The 23,043-nt window shown below is 64.6% G+C and carries 18 protein-coding genes; 8 read left to right on the top strand and 10 right to left on the bottom strand.

Annotated features, from left to right (window positions below; translation table 11 throughout):
- Window positions 1–12: 12 nt before the first annotated feature.
- Together ABNX08_RS12320 and ABNX08_RS12315 are read right to left on the bottom strand one after the other, a co-directional pair.
- Window positions 13–969 (bottom strand): ABC transporter permease, encoded by a 957-nt coding sequence (locus tag ABNX08_RS12320; RefSeq protein ID WP_022535528.1) that lies wholly within the window; start codon window positions 967–969, stop codon window positions 13–15.
- Between the two features lie 14 nt (window positions 970–983).
- Window positions 984–2,603: an ABC transporter substrate-binding protein gene (locus ABNX08_RS12315; RefSeq protein WP_041681081.1), complete on the bottom strand. Its 1,620-nt coding sequence runs from the start codon at window positions 2,601–2,603 to the stop codon at window positions 984–986.
- Between the two features lie 441 nt (window positions 2,604–3,044).
- Between ABNX08_RS12315 and ABNX08_RS12310 the strand changes: the two genes are divergently transcribed.
- The 3 genes from ABNX08_RS12310 to ABNX08_RS12300 all read left to right on the top strand — a co-directional run bounded on the left by ABNX08_RS12310 (window position 3,045) and on the right by ABNX08_RS12300 (window position 5,402).
- The gene (locus ABNX08_RS12310; protein ID WP_349607179.1) at window positions 3,045–3,866 is read left to right on the top strand and encodes a GNAT family N-acetyltransferase; all 822 of its coding nucleotides are present in this window, start codon (window positions 3,045–3,047) and stop codon (window positions 3,864–3,866) included.
- A 5-nt stretch (window positions 3,867–3,871) separates the two neighbouring features.
- Entirely contained in the window at window positions 3,872–4,810 is a 939-nt protein-coding gene (locus ABNX08_RS12305) for a glyoxylate/hydroxypyruvate reductase A (RefSeq protein WP_349607180.1), read from the top strand.
- 97 nt (window positions 4,811–4,907) lie between these two features.
- A complete protein-coding gene (locus ABNX08_RS12300) occupies window positions 4,908–5,402 on the top strand; it encodes an Lrp/AsnC family transcriptional regulator (RefSeq protein ID WP_013956719.1) in 495 nt (164 codons plus the stop codon).
- Here ABNX08_RS12300 and ABNX08_RS12295 read toward each other — a convergent pair.
- Together ABNX08_RS12295 and ABNX08_RS12290 are read right to left on the bottom strand one after the other, a co-directional pair.
- Window positions 5,366–5,881, bottom strand: a complete 516-nt coding sequence (locus ABNX08_RS12295; RefSeq protein ID WP_022535524.1) for a helix-turn-helix domain-containing protein — start codon at window positions 5,879–5,881, stop codon at window positions 5,366–5,368. The two genes, ABNX08_RS12300 and ABNX08_RS12295, sit on opposite strands and share 37 nt — an antisense overlap.
- 77 nt (window positions 5,882–5,958) lie before the next feature.
- On the bottom strand, window positions 5,959–6,858 hold the full coding sequence (locus ABNX08_RS12290; RefSeq protein ID WP_022535523.1) for a LysR substrate-binding domain-containing protein: 900 nt from the start codon (window positions 6,856–6,858) through the stop codon (window positions 5,959–5,961).
- 384 nt (window positions 6,859–7,242) lie between these two features.
- On the opposite strand from ABNX08_RS12290, the gene ABNX08_RS12285 reads away from it, so the two are divergent.
- Window positions 7,243–8,142 (top strand): pyridoxal-phosphate dependent enzyme, encoded by a 900-nt coding sequence (locus tag ABNX08_RS12285; protein ID WP_374063600.1) that lies wholly within the window; start codon window positions 7,243–7,245, stop codon window positions 8,140–8,142.
- Window positions 8,143–8,162: 20 nt separating this feature from the next.
- A complete protein-coding gene (locus ABNX08_RS12280) occupies window positions 8,163–9,134 on the top strand; it encodes a tripartite tricarboxylate transporter substrate binding protein (protein ID WP_022535521.1) in 972 nt (323 codons plus the stop codon).
- 635 nt (window positions 9,135–9,769) lie between these two features.
- On the opposite strand, the gene glnA is transcribed toward ABNX08_RS12280, so the two are convergent.
- Window positions 9,770–11,245 (bottom strand): type I glutamate--ammonia ligase, encoded by a 1,476-nt coding sequence (gene glnA, locus ABNX08_RS12275; protein WP_022535519.1) that lies wholly within the window; start codon window positions 11,243–11,245, stop codon window positions 9,770–9,772.
- Window positions 11,246–11,454: 209 nt separating this feature from the next.
- Entirely contained in the window at window positions 11,455–12,468 is a 1,014-nt protein-coding gene (locus ABNX08_RS12270; RefSeq protein ID WP_022535518.1) for an AraC family transcriptional regulator, read from the bottom strand.
- Between the two features lie 113 nt (window positions 12,469–12,581).
- Between ABNX08_RS12270 and ABNX08_RS12265 the strand changes: the two genes are divergently transcribed.
- The 3 genes from ABNX08_RS12265 to ABNX08_RS12255 all read left to right on the top strand — a co-directional run bounded on the left by ABNX08_RS12265 (window position 12,582) and on the right by ABNX08_RS12255 (window position 15,811).
- Window positions 12,582–13,532: a hydroxymethylglutaryl-CoA lyase gene (locus ABNX08_RS12265; protein ID WP_022535517.1), complete on the top strand. Its 951-nt coding sequence runs from the start codon at window positions 12,582–12,584 to the stop codon at window positions 13,530–13,532.
- The gene (locus ABNX08_RS12260) at window positions 13,529–14,203 is read left to right on the top strand and encodes a glutathione S-transferase family protein (RefSeq protein WP_022535516.1); all 675 of its coding nucleotides are present in this window, start codon (window positions 13,529–13,531) and stop codon (window positions 14,201–14,203) included. Before ABNX08_RS12265 ends, ABNX08_RS12260 begins: the two co-directional genes overlap by 4 nt.
- 225 nt (window positions 14,204–14,428) lie before the next feature.
- Window positions 14,429–15,811 carry an aromatic acid/H+ symport family MFS transporter gene (locus tag ABNX08_RS12255; protein WP_022535515.1) on the top strand — a complete coding sequence of 461 codons (1,383 nt, stop codon included), beginning with the start codon at window positions 14,429–14,431 and terminating at the stop codon, window positions 15,809–15,811.
- Window positions 15,812–16,281: 470 nt separating this feature from the next.
- On the opposite strand, the gene ABNX08_RS12250 is transcribed toward ABNX08_RS12255, so the two are convergent.
- The 4 genes from ABNX08_RS12250 to ABNX08_RS12235 all read right to left on the bottom strand — a co-directional run bounded on the left by ABNX08_RS12250 (window position 16,282) and on the right by ABNX08_RS12235 (window position 22,978).
- Window positions 16,282–18,297: an acetyl/propionyl/methylcrotonyl-CoA carboxylase subunit alpha gene (locus ABNX08_RS12250; protein ID WP_349607181.1), complete on the bottom strand. Its 2,016-nt coding sequence runs from the start codon at window positions 18,295–18,297 to the stop codon at window positions 16,282–16,284.
- 18 nt (window positions 18,298–18,315) lie between these two features.
- Window positions 18,316–19,923, bottom strand: coding sequence for a carboxyl transferase domain-containing protein (locus tag ABNX08_RS12245; RefSeq protein ID WP_022535511.1), 1,608 nt, complete (start codon window positions 19,921–19,923; stop codon window positions 18,316–18,318).
- A gap of 77 nt (window positions 19,924–20,000) precedes the next feature.
- Complete coding sequence (locus tag ABNX08_RS12240) at window positions 20,001–21,182, bottom strand: isovaleryl-CoA dehydrogenase (protein ID WP_022535510.1); 1,182 nt, start codon at window positions 21,180–21,182, stop codon at window positions 20,001–20,003.
- A 71-nt stretch (window positions 21,183–21,253) separates the two neighbouring features.
- The gene (locus ABNX08_RS12235; RefSeq protein ID WP_022535509.1) at window positions 21,254–22,978 is read right to left on the bottom strand and encodes an AMP-binding protein; all 1,725 of its coding nucleotides are present in this window, start codon (window positions 22,976–22,978) and stop codon (window positions 21,254–21,256) included.
- Window positions 22,979–23,043: the final 65 nt, after the last annotated feature.

Below are 23,043 nucleotides of genomic sequence, written 5' to 3'. Positions count from 1 at the left end.
GCGTTCAAGGCTTCAGCGGTGGCGCAGACGCGGATTGGCGACGATGCCGCACACATCGGCAAGCGTGACGAGGATCAGGTACGCACAACAGAAAATCATGGCGCACACCTGGACCACGGGCATGTCGCGCTGGGCGACGCTGTCCACCATCAGCTTGGCGATCCCCGGGTAGTTGAAGATGGTCTCGATGATGATGACGCCGCCAAGCAGGTAAGACAGGCTCAGCGCCACGGCATTGGCAATCGGGCCGATGGCGTTGGGCAGCGCGTGGAACAGCACCATGCGGGTCGAGGATGCGCCCTTGAGCCGCACCATCTCGATGTAGGGCGCGTTGAGCTGGTCGATCACCGCCGCGCGGGTCATGCGCAGCATCTGCGCGACGATCACGCAGCACAGGCTCAGCACCGGCATGGCCAGCGAACGCACGATCTTGTCCCAGGAATCGTCGGTGCCGATATAGGCGAGCGCCGGCAGCCAGCGCAGGTGGACCGCGAACAGCAATACGGCCAGCGTGGCGACCAGGAACTCCGGCACGGAAACCACTGCCACCGCGCCCAGGCTGACGCTGCGGTCAAACCAGGTCCCGCGGTAGACCGCCGCCAGGATGCCGAGGCCGAGCGCCACCGGCACCGAGATCAGCGCGGTCAGGCCGGCCAGCAGCAGCGATTGGGGCAGGCGGCTGCCGATGGCCTCGGACACCGGCATGCGGGTGACCAGGGACTCGCCGGCATTGCCGGTCACCATGCCGCCCAGCCATTGCGCGTAGCGCACCGGCGCGGGGACATCGAGGCCCATCTGGGTACGCAGCGCGGCCAGGGCTTCGGGTGTGGCGTCCTGGCCGAGTTGTTCCTGCGCGGCATCGCCGGGCAATACCGCGGTGATGGCGAAGACGATGGCCGAAACCGCCAGCAATGAGATCAGCGCCAGCCCGATGCGCCGCGCCAGCAGGCGCAAGATGAACAGGTTCATGGTGTCTCCTCGGATCAGGCCGCCAGCCAGACGTGCTCGGCGAACGAATAGCCCATCAGGCCGCCCAGCGGGATCGGGGAAAGGCCCTTGACCCGCTTGTTGTAGCCGTCGATGGTGGCGATAAAGAGCGGTATGCCGATCCCTGCGTCCCGCCGGATCATGGTCTGCATGTCGGCGTACATCTGCTTGCGCTTGGCCAGGTCGGTCTCGGCCCGCGCGGCGAGCAGCAGCGCATCGAACTTCGGGTCCTTGTAGCGCGACTCGTTCCAGGCCGCGTCGGACTTGAAGAACTGGGTCAGCAGCGTGTCGGCACTGGCGCGCGGCAGGACCGTGCCGAAGCCGACCGGGCTGTTGAGCCAGTGATTGGACCAGTAGCCGTCGGCGGGCATGCGCTTGACGTCGATATTGACGCCCGCCTGCCGCGCCGATTGCTGCAGGATCAGGGCCATGTCGACCGAGTACTGCGCGGCGGGGGAGGCTACCACCGGGATCGCGGCAGTGCCAATGTTGGCCTTCTTGAGATGGAACTTGGCTTTCTCCGGATCGAGCCTGGTCTGCGGCAGCCCGGCAAAGTAGAAGCGGTTGGTGGGATCGATCGGCTGGTCATTGCCCGGCACGGCATAGCCCAGCGCAATGCTCTTCTTCATCAGTTCGCGGTCGAGCAGCAGCTTCATGCCCTGGACAAAGTCGGGGTTGGCGCCCGGGCCGGTATCCCGGCGCATGATCAGGTCGGTGTACTGGCCGGATTGCGTCACGAACACATCGGTCGTGGGCGTGCCTTTCACGCGTGCGACCGAACGCGGGTTGATCGAGGCCACCATGTCGAGATCGCCCGAGAGCAGCGCATTGACGCGCGCACCCTCGTCGGCAATGCCGACGAACTCGATCTCGTCAAGGTAGGGCTTGCCGGGCTTCCAGTAGTTTTCGTTCCGTACCATCACCGAACGCACGCCGGGCTTGAATTCCTTGAGCTTGTAAGGACCCGTGCCGATGCCGGTGTTGAAGTCGGTGGTGCCGTTGCGCACGATATGGAAGTGGAACGTGCCGACGATGACGGGGAAGTCCGCGTTGGGTCCGTCGAGGACCACGGTCACTTCGTTCGGACCCGTGGCGCTTACGCTCTTGATCGGGTCCGCCAGCGTTTTCGCCTTCGAGGCGATGGTCGGGTCCTTGTGGCGCATCAGGGAAAACACCACGTCTTGCGGCGTCAGCGGCTTGCCGTTGTGGAAGGTGACGTCCTTGCGCAGCTTGAAGACCCACGTCACGGCATCCTGCGAGGCAAAGGACTCAGCCAGCGCCGGTTGCGGCACCAGTTTCGCATCCAGGCTCGTCAGGCCGTTGTAGAGCATCGTCCCGCGACAGTAGTCGGTCTTGTTCGATTGCTTGGCCGGATCGAGCGTATCGCTGGGCGACGCGTTGTCGCTGCCCACACGGATGCGGCCGCCGCGGCTCGGCGTCTGCGCATGCGCCGACACGGCCGCGCCGGCAAGGCTGCCGGCAAGCCCCAGTTGCATGCCGCCGGCAGCCAGGATCTTCAGGACGTCGCGCCTGCTGGCGCCATGGTGCAGGGCGCTCATGATCCGGGTTGATTCGGCAGGGCCGATGAGGCCCTCGATCGGCTTCTTGTCTGACATGGCAAATAGCTCCTGGTGGGGGCCGGAGTTCGGGGGATGGCGAAAGTGGAAACTCAGGACCATGCGGCGCGGGGGCAAGCTCCTGCTGAGGCAGCACGAGCGCGCAGCGTGTCATCTCCCTGACATTGAAGCATGTGCGACCGATGGCTTTGTGGGGTATTGCAAGCCGTGGCAGTAAAACCTGCGGTTTCGCGTGGGCGGTTTGGCATTGCCTGCCATGCGCACTGCGTGCGTGCATGTGCACCGCAACAATCCTCGGGATTACCCTAGGCAGGCACAGCGTCGGTGCATCGTCGGATACAGCAAATTTTTCCTATCCGGGCCTTGCCTGTTCATCGCATCATCAGGGCTCTCTCTTTTCGTCCGGCGCTGGCCCTTACTGCAATGAATTCCGCGCAGCTCCCCCTCCATGCAAGCGATGGACCGCCCGCGATCCGCGTGATGGCACAGTCCGACCTGCCCGTCGCGCTTTCGCTTTCCGAAGATGTACGCTGGCCGCATCGCCCCAGCGACTGGAAGATGCTGTTCCAGATGGGCGAGGGCCGCGTTGCCGAAGTCGGCGGCGCGGTGGTCGGTGTCGGCATGCGCTGGCTGTGGGACGAGCGCGGCGCGTCGGTCGGGCTGCTCATCGTAGCCCCGGCCTTCCGCGAGCGGGGGATTGGCAGCGTGTTGCTGGAGGCGCTGTGTGCCGGCCTGGACGGCCGCACCGTGCTGCTTCACGCCCCCGGGAAGCTGCATCGCTTCTATGTGCGCATGGGGTTCGAGCGCATCGGCGAGGTGCATCAATACGAGGGCAAAGCGTTGCCGGCGCCGTTGATGGCGCTGCCTGAAGGCTGCCGCCTGCGGCCTGGGGGGCGCAATGACCTGCAACTGCTGGTCGGCATGGAGCAGGGTGCCCGCGGTGTTGCACGTCCGTCCCTGATCCAGACCTGGCTGCGCCAGTCGATCGGCACGGTGGTGCTCGATTCCCCCGACGGGCCCCGCGGCTTCGCGATCCTGCGGCGCTTTGGCCGCGGCGCGATGGTCGGCCCCGTGGTCGCACCCTGCGCGATGTCGGCCAAGGCCATGATCGCGCACCTGGCCGGCCTGGTGACCGGGCGCGTGCTGCGCATGGACGTCCACGCCGATGGCGAACTCGAGGACTGGCTCGGCTGCCTTGGTCTGGCGCACGTCGCCGACGCGACGGTGCTGGCCCGCGGCACCCCGGCTTCCCCAACGGCACCATTTCTTCCCTTTGCGCTGGCCGACAAGGCCCTCGGATAAAAGCAATGCATCAAGACACGACATTTCTGTACAAGGCGGATCCCGTGCGCGGCCGGGACTGGGCCAAGGTCTTTGCGCGCGAGGCGCCTGGCATCGATTTCCGCATCTGGCCCGATATCGGCGATCCCGGGAAGGTCCGCTACCTGGCGGCCTGGGAGGCGCCGGACCGCATCGCAGAGCGGTTCCCGAACCTGCAGGTACTGTTTTCGACCGGAGCCGGCATCGACCAGTTCGACCTGGACGCGCTCCCTGCGCACGTACCGCTGGTGCGGATGATCGAGCCCGGCATCGTCGACGGGATGGTGGAGTACGTCGTGTTCTCGGTCCTTGCGCTGCATCGCGACATGCCGGCTTACCGGCGGCAGCAGGCGCAGGAAGCGTGGAGGCCCCTGCAGGTGCGCGCGGCACACGAGTGCCGCGTCGGCGTGCTTGGTCTGGGCTCGCTGGGGCAGGCCGTGCTGGAGCGGCTGCGGCTGTTCGGGTTCGATTGTGCCGGCTGGGCGAGGTCGCCGCGCAGCCTGGAAGGGGTGCAGTGCTATGCCGGCCCGCAGACCCTGGACGCGTTCCTGGCCCGCACCGATGTCCTGGTTTGCCTGCTGCCGCTGACAGATGAAACACGTGGAGTATTGAGCGCTCGCGTGTTTGACGCCCTGCCAAATGGGGCGGGGCTGGTGCATGTCGGGCGCGGGCAGCATCTCGACGATGCCGACCTGCTGGCCGCGCTGGATTCGGGGCAGATCGGCGATGCCATTCTCGACGTCACGCACCCAGAGCCGCTGCCTGCCGGCCACCCGTTGTGGCGCCACCCCAGGGTCTGGCTCACGCCCCATATCGCCAGCATGACGCAGCCGGGCACGGCGGCGCGGGTCGTGCTCGACAATCTGCGCCGCCTGCAGCGCGGCGAGCCGCTGATCGGGCTGGTGGACCGTGCGAAAGGGTACTGAAAGGCGATGCGGTGCCTCACTTTCCGGGCGTGCCCCGATTGCCCTCGCCGAACCATGCGGGGACAATGTGATTCAGTCATTCCAGTCTTGAAAGCCCATGTCCGCCCCCATCAAACTTGACCGACTCGACCTCCGCATCCTTGCCCAGCTGCAAAAGAACGGCCGCATGACCAACGTCGACCTCGCCGATGCGGTGGGTCTTTCCGCCAGCCCATGCCTGATTCGCGTCAAGCGGCTGGAGCAGGCCGGCTATATCGGCGGATACAGCGCCCAGATCCGGATGGACAAGCTGGGCGATATTCTTACGGTGTTCACCGAGATCACGCTGGAGGACCACCATCGCGAGGACTTTGCGCGCTTCGAGAAGGCGGTGTGCGCGGTGGACGAGATCGTCGAATGCCACCTTGTCAGCGGCGGCTATGACTACCTGCTCAAGTTCATCACCCGTGGGGTCAACCACTACCAGGAACTAATGGAAAGCCTGCTGGAGCGCAATATCGGCATCGAGAAGTACTTCAGCTTCATCGTGATCAAGTCGCCTTTCATTAAGACGCACTATCCCATCGAACGGCTGTTTCCATCAGCAACCTGAGCCCTGGGCATTGGCAGGCTGCGGCCGGCATTCCCGGGGAGCGGTGCGCTGGCCGTCTGGAACTGCCGTGGAGTCATGCCGCAAACGCTCTTCAGGCAGCGAGTGAAGTGGCTCTGGTCATAGAACCCGCACTCGTGCGCCGTCAGCGCCGGAGAGTGGCCCTGCCTGAGCAACCATTGCGCGCGCCGGATTCGCTTCAGGCTGATGTAGCGATGCGGCGTCATGCCCACCGTCAGCCGGAACACGGTCACGAAGCGCCCGACGCTCAGCTGGACGAGGTCGGCCAGCAGCGGCAGCGGCAGCGGTTCGCCCAGGTGCTGGTGAATGTAGGCGAGCGCGGCGCCCAGGCGGGGATGGGCGTGCTCGTCCGCAGTGGGGCCGGCGAGGGGCGGCTCAGAGGATGCAACGGTCGTGGACATGCTATCGAGCATAAGTGCAACGTTGCCATGCATCACGCTGATCTTGCCGCGCCAGTCCACATCGAATTGCGAACTGCTTTGTCCGGAACGCAGAATCTGCGGTAGGGGTGCAGCCGGGCTGATCTTACGGGTATGCGCTAGGTGGCCAGCACGTCCGCAACCGGGCGGCGGCACAGGGCGACGAATTCCTGCGCGGCTCGCGATTGTCCCTGTCCCGGGTGGAAGGCGAGCAGGGCACGAAAATGAAAGGCTGGGGCAAACGGTACTGCGCGCAGCCCCAGCGCCGCATACTCGCGCGCAACCAGCGGGTTGGTGATCGCCAGGCCAGCGCCCGCCAGCACCAGCGCGCATTGCGTCGCACTGTACGGCGTCTCGGCGACAAAACGGGCTGATTTTCCGGCCGCGGCGAATAACTGCTCAAGCCGCCGCTGCGCGGGATCGGATGCCGACAACGCTATCAGTGGCGCATCCTGCAGATCGCGCGGCTCGATGCGGGCGAGGTGGGCGAAGGGATGCGTGGCCGGCACGGCGCACACCGCGGGCGCCTCATAGAACGCCGAGGCCACCAGCCCACTAGTGTCAGCCTCGTCGCCCATAAACGCGAGGTCCAGTTCGCCCTGCAGCAAGCTGGCGCGCAGCGCGAGCGAACTGTCCACCACCAGCTGGCAGCGGATGCGCGGATAGAGATGCAGGAACTCCGACACCACCGCGGGCATGATGCTGGCTGACATCGCGTGCAGGGTGCCTACGCGCAGCACTGAATCCTCGTGCGAGCGAAGCATGTCGATCTTGCGCTGCACCATGTCAAGGCCGACATAGACGCGCTCGACCTCCGTCATCAAGGCGTGCGCTTCAGGTGTCGGGACCAGTCGGCCCTTGAGCCGGTCGAACAGCTTCAGTCCTGACCCGCCCTCCAGCTGGAGCAGCAATTGCGTGACCGCCGGCTGACTGATGTGCAGCGCGGTGGCGGCGCGCTTCGCCGAACCGAGCAGCATCACCATGCGGAATATTTCGATCTGACGTGCGCTGATGCTCATGGGCAAATCTGACGGTATAAGTTTTACTTAATTATTGCACCTGACGCATGACGGTGCAGGGCGAGCAGTGGCGCTAACATCCACCGCATGCAAACATCCTTTCAACCACCATCCGAAATACGCGCCACGGGCCGCGTGCGCCGCAATGAGCGCCTCGCCGCCTTGCGCTGTATTGCATGTCACACCCAGTATCCCATAGCCGACATGCCGAGGGGCTGTCCGCGCTGTGCCGGGGCGGGACGTCCGAGCAGCGTCGAGGCGGTCTACGCTGGCGCGCCATTGCCGCTTCAGCCGAAAAGCCAGGGTTATATGTGGGGGGCATGGCTGCCCTATTCGGATGGCATTTCGCTGGGCGAGGGCAATACACCTTGCCTCGATGTGCCCGTGCTCGCGCGAACCCTCGATGTCGAGCAGTTGTGGATCAAGCACGAGGGCATGAACCCGACCGGTTCACACAAGGACAGGATGTCGGCGCAAGCCGTCAGCCGTGCCCTGCACGTTGGCGCCGGGCTTGTCGTGCTGGCGTCCAGCGGCAACGCGGCGGTTTCGGCGGCGGCGTACTGCGCCGCCGCGGGCCTTCCCTGCGAGATCGCCACCTATCGCGACCTGCCTGCGCCGTTCGCGCGCGCCCTTCACGAGTACGGCGCGATGCGCGTGGCCTTCGACAGCGGGCACGCGCGCTGGGAACACGTACGGCGGCGCGTGGAGCGCGACGGCGCTTTTGCCGTGACCAACTACTGTGTGCCGCCTGTCGGCAGTCCGGTATTCGGTGTCGAGGGATACCGTGCCGTGGCGCTTGAGTGGGTGGCCCAAGGCGTCCGGCCGGACCATGTGCTGGTGCCGACGGCGCGGGGCGACCTGCTCTGGGGCGTCTACAGCGCGCTGCGCGACCTGGTGCATGGCGGCATGCTCGCGCGCATGCCGCAACTGTGGGCGGTCGAGCCGTTTGCGCGTTTGTCGCGGGTGCTGGACGGCGTGGCGCTCCAGTCCGAATTCGAGGGTCGGACCGCGCAGTTTTCCACGGCGGGCACCACCGTCACGCTGCAACAAGCAATGGCGGCCCGCCTTTCCGGCGGGGGCGCGGTGGTGGTCGACGATCGCGCCGCAGCGGAGGGTATGTCCCGCCTGGCGAAGGCCGGCTTTTGGGTCGAGCTGTGCGCCGGCGCATGCTACAGCGCCGCCAGGCAGTTGCGCTGCGCAGGGCGTATTGCGCCGTCCCAGCAAGTGCTGTTGCTGCTGACGGCCAAGGGCGACCGCGACCCGTTCCCATTCGATTCCCTATGAACTTCCCAAGGAGTGTTGGCATGACGATTCGCAGCATCATCGCTTCGCTGCTCTTTCTCGCCGCGGCTTGCAGTAGTGCTGCGCTGGCGGCGTATCCGGACAAGCCGCTGCGGCTGATCGTGCCATGGGCGCCAGGCGGCAGCACCGACGCCCTCGCACGTGCCATCGCGCAGCGCATGAGCCAGACCATGGGACAGACCGTGGTGGTCGAGAACCGCTCCGGCGCCTCTGGGCGGATCGGCCTGGAGATTGCCGCCAAAGCTCCCCCGGACGGCTATACCCTTGCGGTCGTGGAACTGCCGCACGCGATCGCTCCCGCCGTTTTTACGCAGATGCCGTACGACCTGGTGCGAGACTTCGCGCCGGTTTCGCTCATCGGTGAGTCGCCGCTGATCCTGTTCGCCGACAGTGCTCGCTACAAGACCGGCGACATCCAGCGTTTTCTCGCCGACGCACGCAAGGGCGGTGATGCGCCTCTGCTCATAGCGACTAGCGGCAACGGTTCCATCAGCCACCTTTCCGCAAAGATGCTGGAGGCGCAGGCCAGTGTGAAGGTGGATCCGGTCCCCTATCGGGGTTCGGCGCCCGCGTTGAGCGATGTTGCGGCGCAACTGGTCGGCGCGCACTTCGCCACGCTGGCCAGTGGCAGCAGCTTGCTGGGCGCTGGCAAGGTTGCCGCGTTGATGGTCACGAGCACGTCGAGGCTGACGGCGCTTCCAGCGGTGCCAACGGCCATGGAAGCCAGGCTGCCCGGCATGCAGCTGAGCCAGTGGTGGGCCATCGTGGTGCCGGCCGGGACGCCGCCGGACATCGCGGCGCGACTGAACATGGAGGTCAACCAGGCGCTGGCGTATGGACCGACACGCGACCGGCTCAGTAGCCAGGGCGTCGAGCTGAAGGGTTCCTCACGCGAACAGCTCGCTGCGTTCATGCGCAGCGAGATCGCCCGGTGGGCCAAGGTGGTGCGGGAGGCCGGCATTCAGCCGGAATAACGGAGCAGGGATTAGCGTGTCAATCCTGCGTGGACTCGGTCCGCTCCCGTATCCCGACCGAACGGTCGGACATAACCGTCGGCCCGGCCGCGATGCGGGAGTGAAAAGTGGCGACCGTTGAAGCATGCCGTAATGCGTGCCGCGACCTGCAACAGCGCGTCTCGTATTGAACAGAGCCGAGTGATCAACTAACATGGACTTTCCGGGCGCGAAGAGCAAGTGCCCGCAGGCCAGATCTTGCCTCACCAGGACAAGGTCTCTGCCGCCAACTCCCCGTATTAAGAAGTCCCGCTGCAAAACTACCCCCATTTGCTGAGGAGACGCCTGTGCTGAGTCATCATGAGTTCGCTACTCTCGTACTCGTAAACGACAGCGCTGATGCGCGTGAGTTGGACCGAACGGATGTGGAGATGCTGCTCACGCATCAGTTGATTACGCTTGAACGCCTCGGACCAGACCACAGCCGTCCTCAGGTGACAATCCAGGGGTACCATTTTCTCAAGGCTTTGGGGCGCATTCGCGCCAGAAGCCGTCCAGCTTATCGGGCGTCTTGTCAGTGAATTGCTGTGGCAGTGCAAGCAGTGCCATCGCCATTCTCGACACCCGTGCCTGAGTTGGCATGGGGCGCACGGTGATCAGATGTCAAAGTAGAGTTGGAACTCCCACGGATGTGGCCGCAACTTCAAGGTATCGATCTCGTGCGTGCGCTTGTAGTCAATCCAGGTCCTGATCAGGTCTTCAGTAAAGACATCTCCCTTTCGCAGGAACGCTGAGTCGGCTTCCAGCGCGGCAAGCGACTCTTCGAGGGACCCTGGAACCTGCCGGATGCCGGCGGCTTCCTCTGGTGGCAGGTCATAGATGTTCTTGTCGAGCGGGTCGCCGGGGTCCGTCTGGTTTTCAATGCCGTCAAGGCCGGCGAGCAGCATTGCCGAGAAGGCGAGGTAGGCATTGGCGGACGGGTCAGGGCAGCGAAATTCAACGCGTCTGGCGCTTGGTGAATCCGAAACCATTGGAATCCTGGCTGCGGCGGATCGGTTGCGCTGCGACATGGCCAGGTTGACAGGTGCCTCGTAGCCAGGCACCAGTCGCTTGTAGGAATTTGTACTCGGTGCACAGAACGCCATCAGGGCGGGCGCATGCCTGAGCAGGCCGCCGATGTACCAGCGGCACATCTGGGACGTCTGCGCCCAACCGTTCGCGTCATAGAAGAGGTTCTCGCCGCCGCGCCAGAGGCTCTGGTGGCAATGCATGCCGCTCGCGTTGTCGGCAAACAGGGGCTTGGGCATGAATGTCGCGACCTTGCCGTGTCGGCGCGCAACGTTCTTGCAGATGTACTTGTACATCATCACGTTGTCTGCCATGCGCGCCAGGCGTGCGAAGCGCATGTCGATTTCATTCTGGCCCGCCGTAGCGACCTCATGGTGATGCACCTCGACCTGGATGCCGGCCTGCATCAGCGCGAGTACGATTTCGGAGCGGATGTCCTGCAGCGTATCGCTTGGCGGCACGGGAAAGTATCCTCCCTTATAGCGCTGCTTGTAGCCAAGATTGCCTCCGCCATAGGCACCTTCGTCACGGCCCGAGGCCCAGTCGCCTTCGGCGGATTCGACATAGTAGTAGCCTGAGTGCTGGTCCTGCCCGAAGCGAATGGAGTCGAAAATGAAGAATTCCAGTTCGGGGCCGAAGTAGCAATCGGTGGCAAGACCGGTTTGCTGCAGGTACAGCTCCGCTTTCCGTGCGATGTAGCGCGGATCGCGCGAGTACGGCTGGTGCAGGACAGGATCCAGCACGTCGCAGATCAACACCAGCGTTGGTGCCGTGCAGAACGAGTCGATGAATGCCGTGGCCGGGTCAGGCCTGACCAGCATGTCGGACTCGTGAATCTCCTGGAATCCACGAATGGACGACCCGTCGAACCCGATGCCGGTCGAGAACAGATCGTCGTTGATTTCCGGCAGCGTGATCGAGAAGTGCTGCCACACTCCGGGCAAGTCGGTGAACCTGAGGTCAACGACCTGGATCGCGTGCTTCCTGATCAGATCGATGACTTCACCGGGGTTTTGCGGCAGCGCAAATTGATAGCTGCCGGGTTCTATCGAGACCATGCCCATGACTGCCTCCCTCGTCTGCCCGCGGCATAGTCCAACATTAGCCTGTCAAATTCCGAATGCAAAGTGCCTATAGCAACCCGTTGCAGTCTGCCCGAGACGGCTCCGATGCGGTGAAATCCGCGTTCTCCCCAGGCAGTTCACCGCACCACGGCTGGAAACAAGTGATGCATGGCGATCTTTTTGGGAATCTTTCTTGCTGGCGGCGCGCCTCACCTATCCACGGATGTTGTTCGCCTGAGCTCCCCTGGACTTTTCCCCGTCCACTGCCGGAATGCCCGGATGAAACTGGCTTCGCTGCCGAACCCCGCAGCGATCGCTATCTGCTTCAACGGCCTGGCGGTGCGTGTAAGTTGCTGGATCGCCAGATCACGTCTGACCTCATCCTTCAGGCCCTGAAGCGAGACGCCTTCTTCTGCCAGGTGCCGGTAAAGGGTTCTCGTTGAAACGTTCAGCATCGCCGCCACAGCGGCGGATGTCGAAACCTCGAAGCCACGCGTACGGAACAGCTTGCGAATTCGCTGCGAAAGGAGCCGGTCGCGCCTGTACTGGAGCACGATGAGCGGCAGAGGACGAAGCAGCATCTGCCGTAGATCGTGATCGTCCCGTCGTACGGGCAATTGCAGATACTCCGCGTCGAAAACCAGGCTGGCGTGGGGCGCCTCGAAATCGATTGACCCGCGAAACATCAAGTTATAGGCCCTGGCGTGCCGCGGCTTCTTGAACGGGAAGGTGGCGCGCGACAGCGGGATGCGGGAATCGACCAGCCAACACGCGAAGCCGTGGATGTTCCGCAGGGTACTTACCAGGCAAAACTCACGTTGGCGGAGCAGGTCACGGTTCTCGCGGATGATGAGGTGCGCCAGCCGAGCCTCAACGCTCAGTTCCAGCTTGATGTCATCCACCAGCAAGCCATAGTGCCGGCACCAGCGCAGCAGCGCTACCCGCAAATTCTGCGACGGCAACGAGGCACGGCAAAGCATGCCATTGGTTCCCCAGGGGAGGCGCCGCGAGAACCAGCCAAGCCCCTCGTCATCAAGCTCCTGCATGGCAGTCGCCGACAGCGCCTCGAACTGATCGGCAGTCACGCGCGCATCCTCGCTGCGCAGTATCGACGGTGAAATGTGCGCTGCGCGCAGCGCTCGCCGCGGGTCCACGCCGTAGCGCTCGTACGCCAGGACGATCGAACGAACAAACGCGATGGGTGTTTCTGCTACCGATTTCATGTCTGGTGAGTTTTGGTCCAACTGGCACGATCTGCAAGGGAGTTGGCACGCTTTGCATCCGCTGTTGCCCTATGCTCGCGTCGTGGGAATCTTGAAGTCGGAGGAGAGTCGAGATGGATGATGGAATCAGCAAGTCATGGCCAAAACAGGTAAGGATTGTCGAAGTCGGACCGCGGGACGGCCTCCAGAGTGAAAAGCAGATAGTTCCCGCCGCAGTAAAAATCGAGCTTATCGAACGCCTGGCGGATGCGGGACTGCCGGCGGTGGAGGCCACGGCCTTCGTCTCGCCAAAGTGGGTGCCGCAGATGGCAGACAACGCAGTGGTCCTCAAGGGCATTCGGCGCAGACCTGGCACCTCCTATCCTGTACTGACACCGAATCTCAAGGGCCTGGAGGCTGCCATCGAGGCGGGCGCCGACGAAGTGGCAGTATTTGGGGCTGCCTCAGAGGCATTTTCGCAGAGGAATATCAATTGCTCCATCAGTGAAAGCTTGAGGCGCTTCGAGCCGCTCGTGTCTGCCGCGCTTGCCCACGATATCAAGGTGCGCGGCTACGTATCCTGCGTGGTCGGATGCCCTTATGAAGGCGCGGTGGCACCGGCCCAGGTTGCGCAGGTGGCCAGGGGGCTCGCTGACATGGGTTGCTATGAAGTGTCGCTGGGCGACACCATCGGAACGGGTACGCCCACGTCGGTGCGGCGAATGCTCGATGCCGTCGGCCAAGGCTTGCCGATGGCAATGCTTGCCGGTCATTTTCATGACACCTTTGGCATGGCCATTGCAAATATCTGCGCCGCACTCGAGCTGGGGATGGCGGTATTTGACAGCTCTGTTGCCGGGCTCGGGGGATGCCCCTACGCCGCGGGTGCTTCGGGCAACGTTGCCACCGAGGACGTTGTCTACTTGCTCGGCTCCGTGGGGATCGAGACCGGTGTCGATATGGACAAGCTGCTATCGGCAAGCGCCTTTATCTCGGATCATCTGGGCCGCCTGCCAGCTTCCAAAGCGGCACGGGCACTGATGGCGAAGCGCGGTCACGTCACATCGTTGACCTGCCAGTCATGACCATTCTCTATCACTGCATGAGTGCGCGCTCCTTCCGTCCCCTCTGGATGCTGGAGGAGCTGGGCCGGCAATATGAGCTGGTGATGCTTCCTTTCCCGCCGCGCGTCCTGTCGCGGGATTACCTGGAGATCAATCCGCTGGGTACGGTTCCATTCCTGATCGACGGGACGACCCGGATGTCAGAATCGGCTGCGATCTGCCAGTACCTCTGCGCAACCGGTGCGCCCACCTCGCTGCAGGTCGAGGCAGGGGAGGACGATTTCGGCGCCTACCTGAATTACCTTCATTTCGGTGAGGCTACTCTTACGTTTCCGCAGACGCTGGTCCTTCGCTATTCGAGATTCGAGCCAGAAGAGCGGCGCCAGCCGACCGTCGCCGCGGATTACGCGAAATGGTTCCTGGCGCGATTGCGCACATTGGAGCCGGTCATCGAGAAGCACGCATACCTGTGCTCGGGTCGTTTCACCGCGGCCGATGTTTCCGTGAGTTACGCCTTGCTGCTCGCACAGCACTTGGGACTTCAGCCGCGCTTCACGCCGGCGATAGCGGATTACTGGCAGCGTTTGCAGCTGCGACCCGGCTTCATCCGTGCCCTGAAAGCCCAGGAGGCGGCAGCGCTGGCGCAGGGCATCTCGATTGTCCCCGCGCCGGACACCGCGCCAGGCACGTAAGTGGCGGCGCGCGACGCATCCTCTACTTGATGGGGGCAGGGCGCGAACGCGCTAGGGAAATCCCCGGTGCGGATTGTCATTGCAACGACAGATCGATGCGTACGGATTGCCTATGCTGCTACGGTCATTAGACAACCCCCCTGAATCTCGACGTTCGCGGGGGAATGGCCTGCAGAGTTATGCGGGCCGCCAACATGGGTGCAGGCAGCACCGGGGAGACAAGCAATGCGTCAAGTCGACGTTCACAAGCTGGCCGACGAGGCCCGCTTCAATGGTTTTCACAGGCTCGTACTATTCTGGTGCGCGCTCATCATCGTCTTCGATGGCTACGACCTGGCAGTCGCCGGGATCGCGCTGCCGTCGATCATGAAGGACATGGGCGTCAACTCGACCAGTGCGGGATTCATGGTCAGCTCAGCGCTGTTCGGGATGATGGTCGGCGCCATTTTCCTGGGAACGATCGCGGACAGGATCGGCCGTCGCCGGGCCATTGCCATCTGCGTCGGGCTGTTCAGCGTCTTCACCGCGGCGGCCGGCTTCACCAGCGACCCGGTAACGTTCAGCGTGACCAGGTTCCTTGCCGGCCTCGGCATCGGCGGTGTGATGCCCAACGTGGTGGCGCAGATGACCGAGTACTCGCCGAAGCGGATCCGCAGCACCATGGTCACATTGATGTTCAGCGGGTATGCGGTGGGCGGCATGTTGGCCGCAGTCCTCGGCAAAGGCCTGATCGAGACCTACGGCTGGCAATCCGTGTTCGTCGCGGCGGGACTCCCGGCAATCCTGATCCCGCTGATCATGAAGTCGCTGCCCGAATCGATGCCGTTCCTGATCAAGTCGGGCCGCATTGACGAACTGAAGCAAACCGTCGCGAAGCTGGAGCCGAGCTACCAGCCGCATGCGAATGACCGCTTCGCACTGCCGTCCGAGCACAAGGCCGACGATGCGCCGATTCGCCACCTGTTCCATGAGGGACGCGGTTTCAGCACGGTCATGTTCTGGATCGCATTCTTCATGTGTTTGTTCATGGTGTACGCGCTCAGTTCCTGGCTGACAAAATTGATGGCCAATGCAGGCTACAGCCTTGGCTCCGCGCTGACTTTCGTGCTGGTGTTGAATTTCGGCGCGATCGCTGGTGCGGTGGGCGGAGGCTGGCTGGCTGACCGCTTTCACATCAAGCACGTGCTGGTGGTGTTCTTCGCGCTGGCGGCCGTGTCGATCTCCATGCTCGGCTACAAGGTTCCGACCGCAATGTTGTACTTCCTTGTCGGCATGGCCGGCGCCACGACGATCGGCACGCAGATCCTCGCCTACGCATACGTTGGCCAGTTCTACCCCATGGCTGTGCGCTCGACCGGCATCGGCTGGGCTTCAGGCGTCGGCCGCAGCGGCGCGATCCTGGCGCCGATCGTGATCGGCACCCTGGTCGGGATGAACCTGCCATTGCAGCAGAACTTCTTCGCGATCGCCGTGCCGGCGGTGATTGCATTGGCCGCCATCGCAATGGTGGACCATCGCCGCTCGGCCTCGGCGCATGACGAGGACGTCAGCGCCGAGCTTCCTGAGCCGGTTGCAACTGGCACGCGTCCGGCGACACTGCGCCACTGAGGTCGCATGCAGAGGGTGCGGCAACGCGCCTCGGGGCTCCCTGATGCAGGGGGCCTTTTTTTATTTCTTCACCTGAATTCGCCAATTTGAGCTTGGACCGCCTGCAGGAGGCTCTGTCAGTTCCTTCTGCCAGGAGCTGCCTCCGCGGCGCCGGGGCGGCCGACCTGGGATCATTGTCACCGGGAGAGCCAGAGAGGCGCTAGCCGGAACCCACGTGCGTATTGCCTGAAACGAGGACTAGTTCCCCGGTTTGCGGGCTCCGTGCTTCCTGCAAAAAAAACGAGGTGGCATCGCTTGCGATGCCACCTCGTTTTGCTGCCAAAGCCTGCGTGCTGCCGGTTTGCTCCCCTCTCCCGCAAGCGGGAGAGGGGAGCGTTCACCAAGGGTGGTGACTCGCGTTCAACACATTGCCGCACCAACGTTGCGCTACCGCGCCTACAGGCCAGAGCCTTGTCGGCAACCTGCCCATATCAAGCCTCAAACGCCAGCAGTTGCGCCCCTTCTGTCACCTGCTCGCCGATGCCGTACAGCACTTCGCTGACCACGCCGTCGGCCGGCGCGCTGATGGTGTGCTCCATCTTCATCGCCTCCATTACCAGCAGCGGGGCGCCGCGCGTGACGGTGCTGCCGGCCTCGACCATCACCGCGATGACCTTGCCCGGCATCGGCGCGGTCAGCTTGCCGCCTTCGCTTTCCGATTCGCCCGCATGGGCCAGGGGATCGAGCCAGGTCAGCGTGACGTGACGACCGGCACTGAAGACGTGGAACGTCTCGCCGTCGAGATGCACTTGCCCATGCGCGCGGCGCGTGCCAAGGTCGACGCGGATATCGTCTGCCTGGCATTGCGCGGAGAACTGCCCGGCCATGCCTGCGTAGTACAGCGTGCTGCCGCGCTCATTGGTGTTCAGCGTGACGTCGAGCACCTGCTCGCCATAGGCAAAGCGCAACTGGCGCGTCGCGCCACCGTTCAGCCGCCACGCGCCGCCGTGGGTCCACGGCGAATGCTGGTCGGCGGCGTCGATGCGTCGTTCCTTGTTCTCGCGATCCAGCAGCGCGGCCACGGCCAGCGCGATGATCTCCATGCCGACCGGCGCCGGCGCCGGGAACAGGACCTTCTCGTTGCGCTCGATCAGGCCGGTGTCGAGATCGGCGGTGCGGAACGCCTCGGACGACACCAGCCTCTGCAGGAAGGCGACGTTGGTCGACAGGCCCACCACGTGATACGACGCCAGCGCCTGGCGCATGCGTGCCAGCGCTTCGTCGCGATCCTTGCCCCAGACGATCAGCTTGGCGATCATCGGGTCGTAGAACGGGCTGATGGTGTCGCCCTCGCGCACGCCGGCATCGATGCGGATGCCGGCCGGGCCGTGCGCGTCGCCACCGCGCATGAACTGCACCGCCGGCGGCGTGCGCAGGAAGCGCAGCGTGCCGGTGGAGGGCAGGAACTGCTTGTCGGGATTCTCGGCGTAGATACGCGCTTCCAGCGCGTGGCCGTCGATGCGCAATTGCTCCTGCGTCAGCGGCAGCGGCTCGCCGGCGGCGACGCGCAGCTGCCACTCGACCAGGTCCTGCCCGGTGATCATCTCGGTGACCGGATGCTCGACCTGCAGGCGCGTGTTCATCTCCATGAAGTAGAAGGAGCCGTCCTGGTTGGCGATGAACTCCACCGTGCCGGCGCCGACATAGCCTACGGCCTTGGCCGCGGCGACCGCGGCCTCGCCCATGGCGCGGCGGCGCGCTTCGGTCATGCCCGGTGCCGGCGCTTCTTCCAGCACCTTCTGGTGGCGGCGCTGCACCGAGCAGTCGCGCTCGAACAGGTAGACGCAGTTACCGTGGGTATCGGCGAACACCTGGATCTCGATATGGCGCGGGCGGGTCAGGTATTTCTCCACCAGCACCTTGTCGTCACCGAAGCTGGCCGACGCCTCGCGCTTGACCGAGGCCAGCGCGGCCTCGAAACCATCGCCAGACTCGACCACGCGCATGCCCTTGCCGCCGCCGCCCGCGCTGGCCTTGAGCAGCACCGGGTAGCCGATGCGGTCGGACTCGCGGCGCAGCAGGGCCGGATCCTGGTTCTCGCCGTGGTAGCCCGGCACCAGCGGCACGGCGGCTTTTTCCATCAGCTGCTTGGCCGCGCTCTTGCTGCCCATCGCATTGATGGCCGACGCGGGCGGGCCGATAAAGACCAGCCCGGCCGCGGCGCAGGCCTCGGCAAAGGCCTCGTTCTCGGACAGGAAGCCGTAGCCCGGGTGGATGGCCTGGGCGCCGGTCTCCTTCGCCATCTCGATGATGTGGTCGGCGCGCAGGTAGCTGTCGCGCGCGGCCGCGCCGCCGATATGCACGGCCTCGTCGCAGAAGGCGACGTGGCGCGCGTCGGCGTCGGCGTCCGAGTACACCGCGACGGTGCGGATGCCGAGCCGGCGGCAGGTGGCGGCCACGCGGCAGGCGATTTCACCGCGGTTGGCGATCAGGATCTTGTTGAACATCGATCTTCCTTGTCGTGGTTACATGCGGAACACGCCGAACTTCATGTCCTCGATCGGCGCGTTCAGGCTCGCGGACAGGCCCAGGCCCAGCACGGTGCGGGTCTGCGCGGGATCGATCACGCCGTCGTCCCACAGGCGCGCGCTGGCGTAATAGGGGTGGCCCTGGTGCTCGTACTGGTCGCGGATCGGCTGCTTGAAGGCGTCTTCCTCCTCCGCGCTCCACTTGCCGCCCTTGGCCTCGATGCCGTCGCGGCGCACCGTCGCCAGCACGCTCGCGGCCTGCTCGCCGCCCATCACCGAGATGCGCGCGTTCGGCCACATCCACAGGAAGCGCGGCGAATAGGCGCGCCCGCACATGCCGTAGTTGCCGGCACCGAACGAGCCGCCGATGATCACGGTGAACTTGGGTACCTGCGCGGTGGCAACCGCGGTCACCATCTTGGCGCCATTGCGGGCGATGCCTTCGTTCTCGTACTTGCGGCCCACCATGAAACCGGTGATGTTCTGCAGGAACACCAGCGGGATCTTGCGCTGGCAGCACAGCTCGATAAAGTGCGCGCCCTTGAGCGCCGACTCCGAGAACAGGATGCCGTTGTTGGCGATGATGCCGACCGGGTAGCCCCAGATGCGCGCGAAGCCGCACACCAGCGTGGTGCCGTAGCGTGCCTTGAACTCGTCGAACTCGGAGCCGTCGACCAGGCGCGCGATCACCTCGCGCACGTCATAGGGCTTGCGCGTGTCGGTGGGGATCACGCCGTACAGCTCTTGCACCGGGTACAGCGGCTCCACCGGCTCGTGCAGGCGGATCTGGTCCGGCTTGCGGCGGTTCAGGTGCTGCACGATATTGCGCGCCAGCGACAGCGCATGGTGGTCGTTCTGCGCGAAGTAGTCGGCCACGCCCGACAGGCGCGTATGCACGTCGGCGCCGCCCAGGTCCTCGGCGCTGACTTCCTCGCCGGTGGCGGCCTTCACCAGCGGCGGGCCGCCCAGGAAGATGGTGCCCTGGTTCTTGACGATGATGGACTCGTCGCTCATCGCCGGCACGTAGGCGCCGCCGGCGGTGCACGAACCCATCACCACCGCGATCTGCGGAATACCCTGCCTGGACAGGTTGGCCTGGTTGTAGAAGATGCGGCCGAAGTGGTCGCGGTCGGGAAACACGTCGTCCTGGTTGGGCAGGTTGGCGCCGCCGGAATCGACCAGGTAGATGCAGGGCAGGTTGTTTTGCTCGGCGATCTCCTGCGCGCGCACGTGCTTCTTGACCGTCATCGGGTAGTAAGTGCCGCCCTTGACGGTGGCGTCGTTGCAGACGATCACGCATTCCTGCCCGGCCACGCGGCCGATGCCGGTGATGATGCCCGCGCCGGGCGCGGCATCGTCGTACATGTCATAGGCCGCGAGCTGCGACAGCTCCAGGAACGGCGTGCCCGGATCGAGCAGTTGCTGCACGCGGTCGCGCGGCAGCAGCTTGCCGCGCGACAGGTGCTTGTCGCGCGCGTCTTTGCCGCCGCCCTCGGCGAGCTTGGCGATCCTGGCCTCCAGGTCGGCTACCAGGGCCTGCATGGCCTCGGCGTTGCCCTTGAAGGATTCGGAGCGGGCGTTCAGTTTGGTTTCGATGATTGGCATATCGTGCTACTTGGTGTGCCGCGAGATGGTGCTGTCGGTCGGCAGATGGCGAAGGCAGGCGTACGGCTATGGCGCGCTTACATGGTCTCGGCGAACAGTTCGCGGCCGATCAGCATGCGGCGGATCTCCGAGGTGCCGGCGCCGATCTCGTACAGCTTGGCATCGCGCCACAGCCGGCCGGCGGGGTATTCATTGATATAGCCGTTGCCGCCCAGGATCTGTACGGTCTCGCCCGCCATCCAGGTGGCCTTCTCGGCCGTGTACAGGATCACCGCGGCGCAGTCCTTGCGCACCTGGCGCACGTGGTCGCTGCCGAGCCCGTCCAGGTTCTTGCCGACCGTGTACAGGTAGCTGCGCGCGGCCTGCAGCGTGGTGTACATGTCCGCCACCTTGCCCTGGATCAGCTGGAACTCGCCGATGCTCTGGCCGAACTGCTTGCGGTCGTGGATATACGGCGTGACCACGTCCATGCAGGCCTGCATGATGCCGACCGGGCCGCCCGACAACACCGCGCGCTCGTAGTCCAGCCCACTCATCAGCACTTTGGCGCCGGCATTTTCGGCGCCCAGGATGTTCTCGACCGGCACTTCCACGTCCTGGAACACCAACTCGCCGGTGTGCGAGCCGCGCATGCCCAGCTTGTCCAGCTTCTGCGCCACCGAGAAGCCCTTCATGCCCTTCTCGACGATAAACGCGGTCATGCCGCGCGCGCCCAGGTCGGGCTCGGTCTTGGCGTAAACCACCAGCACATCGCAGTCCGGGCCGTTGGTGATCCACATCTTGGTGCCGTTGAGCACGTAGCGGTCGCCCTTGAGCTCCGCGCGCAGCTTCATGCTGACCACGTCGGAGCCGGCGTTGGGCTCGCTCATCGCCAGCGCGCCGATCCACTCGCCCGACACCAGCCTGGGCAGGTACCTGGCCTTCTGCGCCGGCGTGCCGTTGCGGTGGATCTGGTTCACGCACAGGTTGGAGTGCGCGCCGTAGGACAGGCCGACCGAGGCCGAGGCGCGGCTGATTTCTTCCATGGCGATCATGTGCGCCAGGTAGCCCATGTTGGCGCCGCCGTATTCCTCGGCCACGGTGATGCCGAGCACGCCCAGGTCGCCCATCTTCTTCCAGGCGTCCATCGGGAACTGGTCGGTGCGGTCGATCTCGGCGGCGCGCGGGGCCAGTTCGGCCTGGGCCCAGGCGCGCACGGAATCGCGCAGCATTTCGATGTCTTCGCCGAGGTCGAACTTGAGGCCGGGGAGGGTGTTCATAGCGGTGTCGTCTCTGGTGTTGTCTGTGGGATCGGGGGGAATGGCTGGCGCCGTGCACTGGCGCCAGCGCGTCAGGCCGTCCTGGATTCGCTGAGCTTCAGTTCCTGCGTCATGTGCTCGCGCATCACGAATTTCTGTACCTTGCCAGTGATGGTCATGGGCATCTCGTCGACAAAGCGGATGTAGCGCGGGATCTTGTAATGCGCGATCTGGTCGCGGCAGAAATCGCGAATTTCATCCTCCGTGGCGCTCGCGCCGGGTTTGAGCACGATCCACGCGCAGACCTCCTCGCCGTACTTCTGGTCGGGAACGCCGAACACCTGGACCGCCTGGACCTTCGGATGACGGAACAGGAACTCCTCGATCTCGCGCGGGTAGATGTTCTCGCCGCCGCGAATCAGCATGTCCTTCACGCGGCCGACGATGTTGCAGTAGCCTTCGGCGTCGATGGTGGCGAGGTCGCCGGTGTGCATCCAGCCGTCGCGGATGGCTTCGGCGGTACGCGCCTCGTCATCCCAGTAGCCCAGCATCACCGAATAGCCGCGGGTACACAGCTCGCCGGTTTCGCCTACCGGGACCGTGGCACCTGCCGCATCCACGATCCTGACCTCGAGGTGCGGCTGGATGCGGCCGACCGTGGTGGTGCGCTTGTCCAGCGGATCGGTGGTGCTGCTCTGGAAGGAAACCGGACTCGTCTCCGTCATGCCATAGGCGATGGTCACCTCGGACATGTGCATCTGCGACACGACGCGCTTCATGGTCTCAATCGGGCAGGGTGACCCTGCCATGATGCCGGTGCGCAGGGAAGAGAAGTCGTACCGCGAGAAATTCGGGTGATCGAGCTGGGCGATGAACATGGTCGGCACGCCATGCAGCGCCGTGCAGCGCTCTTCGCTGACTGCCTGCATGGTGGCTTCCGGCTCGAAGGCCTGGCCGGGGAACACCATTGCCGCGCCGGAGGACACGCAGGCCAGCACCGCCAGGACCATGCCGAAGCAGTGATAGAAGGGCACCGGAATGCAGAGCTTGTCCTGCTCGGAGAAACGCATCGCCATGGCAATGAAGCGCGCGTTGTTGACGATATTGCGATGGGTCAGCGTGGCACCCTTGGGCGCGCCAGTGGTGCCGCTGGTGAACTGCACGTTGATCGGGTCATGGCGATCCAGCTGTGCCGTGATGGCATCCAGCGTCGACCGCGCCACGCCTGTGCCGCGCGCAATCACATCGGCATAGCGGAGCATCCCGGGCGTATGGTCGTCGCCCATCCGGATGACGCAGCGCAGGGCCGGCAGCCGCGCCGCCTGCAGTTCGCCCGGCGCGCAGGTGGCCAGTTCCGGGGCGAGTACCTGGAGCATCTCCAGGTACCGTGAGGTCTTGAAGGCTTCCGCCGCGACGATCGCCTTGACGCCCACCTTGTTCAGCGCGTATTCCAGCTCGGACAGGCGGTAGGCGGGATTGATGTTCACCAGCACCAGCCCCAGCCGCGCGGTGGCGAATTGGGTGACCAGCCACTCGACCCGGTTGGGGGACCAGATGCCGACCCGGTCGCCTCTCGCCAGCCCCAACGTGTGCAGGCCTGCCGCCAGTGCGTCCACGGCGTCGGAGAATTCGCGCCAGTTCCAGCGCACCCCTTGCTCGCGAAAGGCAACGGCTTCCCGCTCGGGGTGGCGCGCCACCGTTTGCGCCAGCAACTCCGGCACGGTTTGCTCCGACAGCGGAATGGTGGTGTCCCCCTTCACATGCGAAAGCCCGCCAATCGGCAGGGTGGTGGAAGAGGACTCGGCCTGCATCGTCATACTTGTCTCCAAAGCCCGGTTGTGGTTCGTCTCGTTGACATTTGTGAGTGTTACTCAACAAACAT

The sequence above is a fragment of the Cupriavidus sp. DF5525 genome (assembly GCF_040149425.2).
GTDB lineage: Bacteria > Pseudomonadota > Gammaproteobacteria > Burkholderiales > Burkholderiaceae > Cupriavidus > Cupriavidus pickettii_A.
The sequence above is the reverse complement of the archived record's forward strand: the minus strand, read 5'-3'. Positions and strand labels throughout refer to the sequence as shown.

What these genes read in the sequence shown, in the direction of transcription:
- ABNX08_RS12320 (WP_022535528.1), bottom strand. Translation starts at nt 969, where the DNA reads ATGAACCTGTTCATCTTGCGCCTGCTGGCGCGGCGCATCGGGCTGGCG.
- ABNX08_RS12315 (WP_041681081.1), bottom strand. Translation starts at nt 2,603, where the DNA reads ATGTCAGACAAGAAGCCGATCGAGGGCCTCATCGGCCCTGCCGAATCA.
- ABNX08_RS12310 (WP_349607179.1), top strand. Translation starts at nt 3,045, where the DNA reads ATGGCACAGTCCGACCTGCCCGTCGCGCTTTCGCTTTCCGAAGATGTA.
- ABNX08_RS12305 (WP_349607180.1), top strand. Translation starts at nt 3,872, where the DNA reads ATGCATCAAGACACGACATTTCTGTACAAGGCGGATCCCGTGCGCGGC.
- ABNX08_RS12300 (WP_013956719.1), top strand. Translation starts at nt 4,908, where the DNA reads ATGTCCGCCCCCATCAAACTTGACCGACTCGACCTCCGCATCCTTGCC.
- ABNX08_RS12290 (WP_022535523.1), bottom strand. Translation starts at nt 6,858, where the DNA reads ATGAGCATCAGCGCACGTCAGATCGAAATATTCCGCATGGTGATGCTG.
- ABNX08_RS12280 (WP_022535521.1), top strand. Translation starts at nt 8,163, where the DNA reads ATGACGATTCGCAGCATCATCGCTTCGCTGCTCTTTCTCGCCGCGGCT.
- glnA (WP_022535519.1), bottom strand. Translation starts at nt 11,245, where the DNA reads ATGGGCATGGTCTCGATAGAACCCGGCAGCTATCAATTTGCGCTGCCG.
- ABNX08_RS12270 (WP_022535518.1), bottom strand. Translation starts at nt 12,468, where the DNA reads ATGAAATCGGTAGCAGAAACACCCATCGCGTTTGTTCGTTCGATCGTC.
- ABNX08_RS12265 (WP_022535517.1), top strand. Translation starts at nt 12,582, where the DNA reads ATGGATGATGGAATCAGCAAGTCATGGCCAAAACAGGTAAGGATTGTC.
- ABNX08_RS12260 (WP_022535516.1), top strand. Translation starts at nt 13,529, where the DNA reads ATGACCATTCTCTATCACTGCATGAGTGCGCGCTCCTTCCGTCCCCTC.
- ABNX08_RS12255 (WP_022535515.1), top strand. Translation starts at nt 14,429, where the DNA reads ATGCGTCAAGTCGACGTTCACAAGCTGGCCGACGAGGCCCGCTTCAAT.
- ABNX08_RS12250 (WP_349607181.1), bottom strand. Translation starts at nt 18,297, where the DNA reads ATGTTCAACAAGATCCTGATCGCCAACCGCGGTGAAATCGCCTGCCGC.
- ABNX08_RS12245 (WP_022535511.1), bottom strand. Translation starts at nt 19,923, where the DNA reads ATGCCAATCATCGAAACCAAACTGAACGCCCGCTCCGAATCCTTCAAG.
- ABNX08_RS12240 (WP_022535510.1), bottom strand. Translation starts at nt 21,182, where the DNA reads ATGAACACCCTCCCCGGCCTCAAGTTCGACCTCGGCGAAGACATCGAA.
- ABNX08_RS12235 (WP_022535509.1), bottom strand. Translation starts at nt 22,978, where the DNA reads ATGACGATGCAGGCCGAGTCCTCTTCCACCACCCTGCCGATTGGCGGG.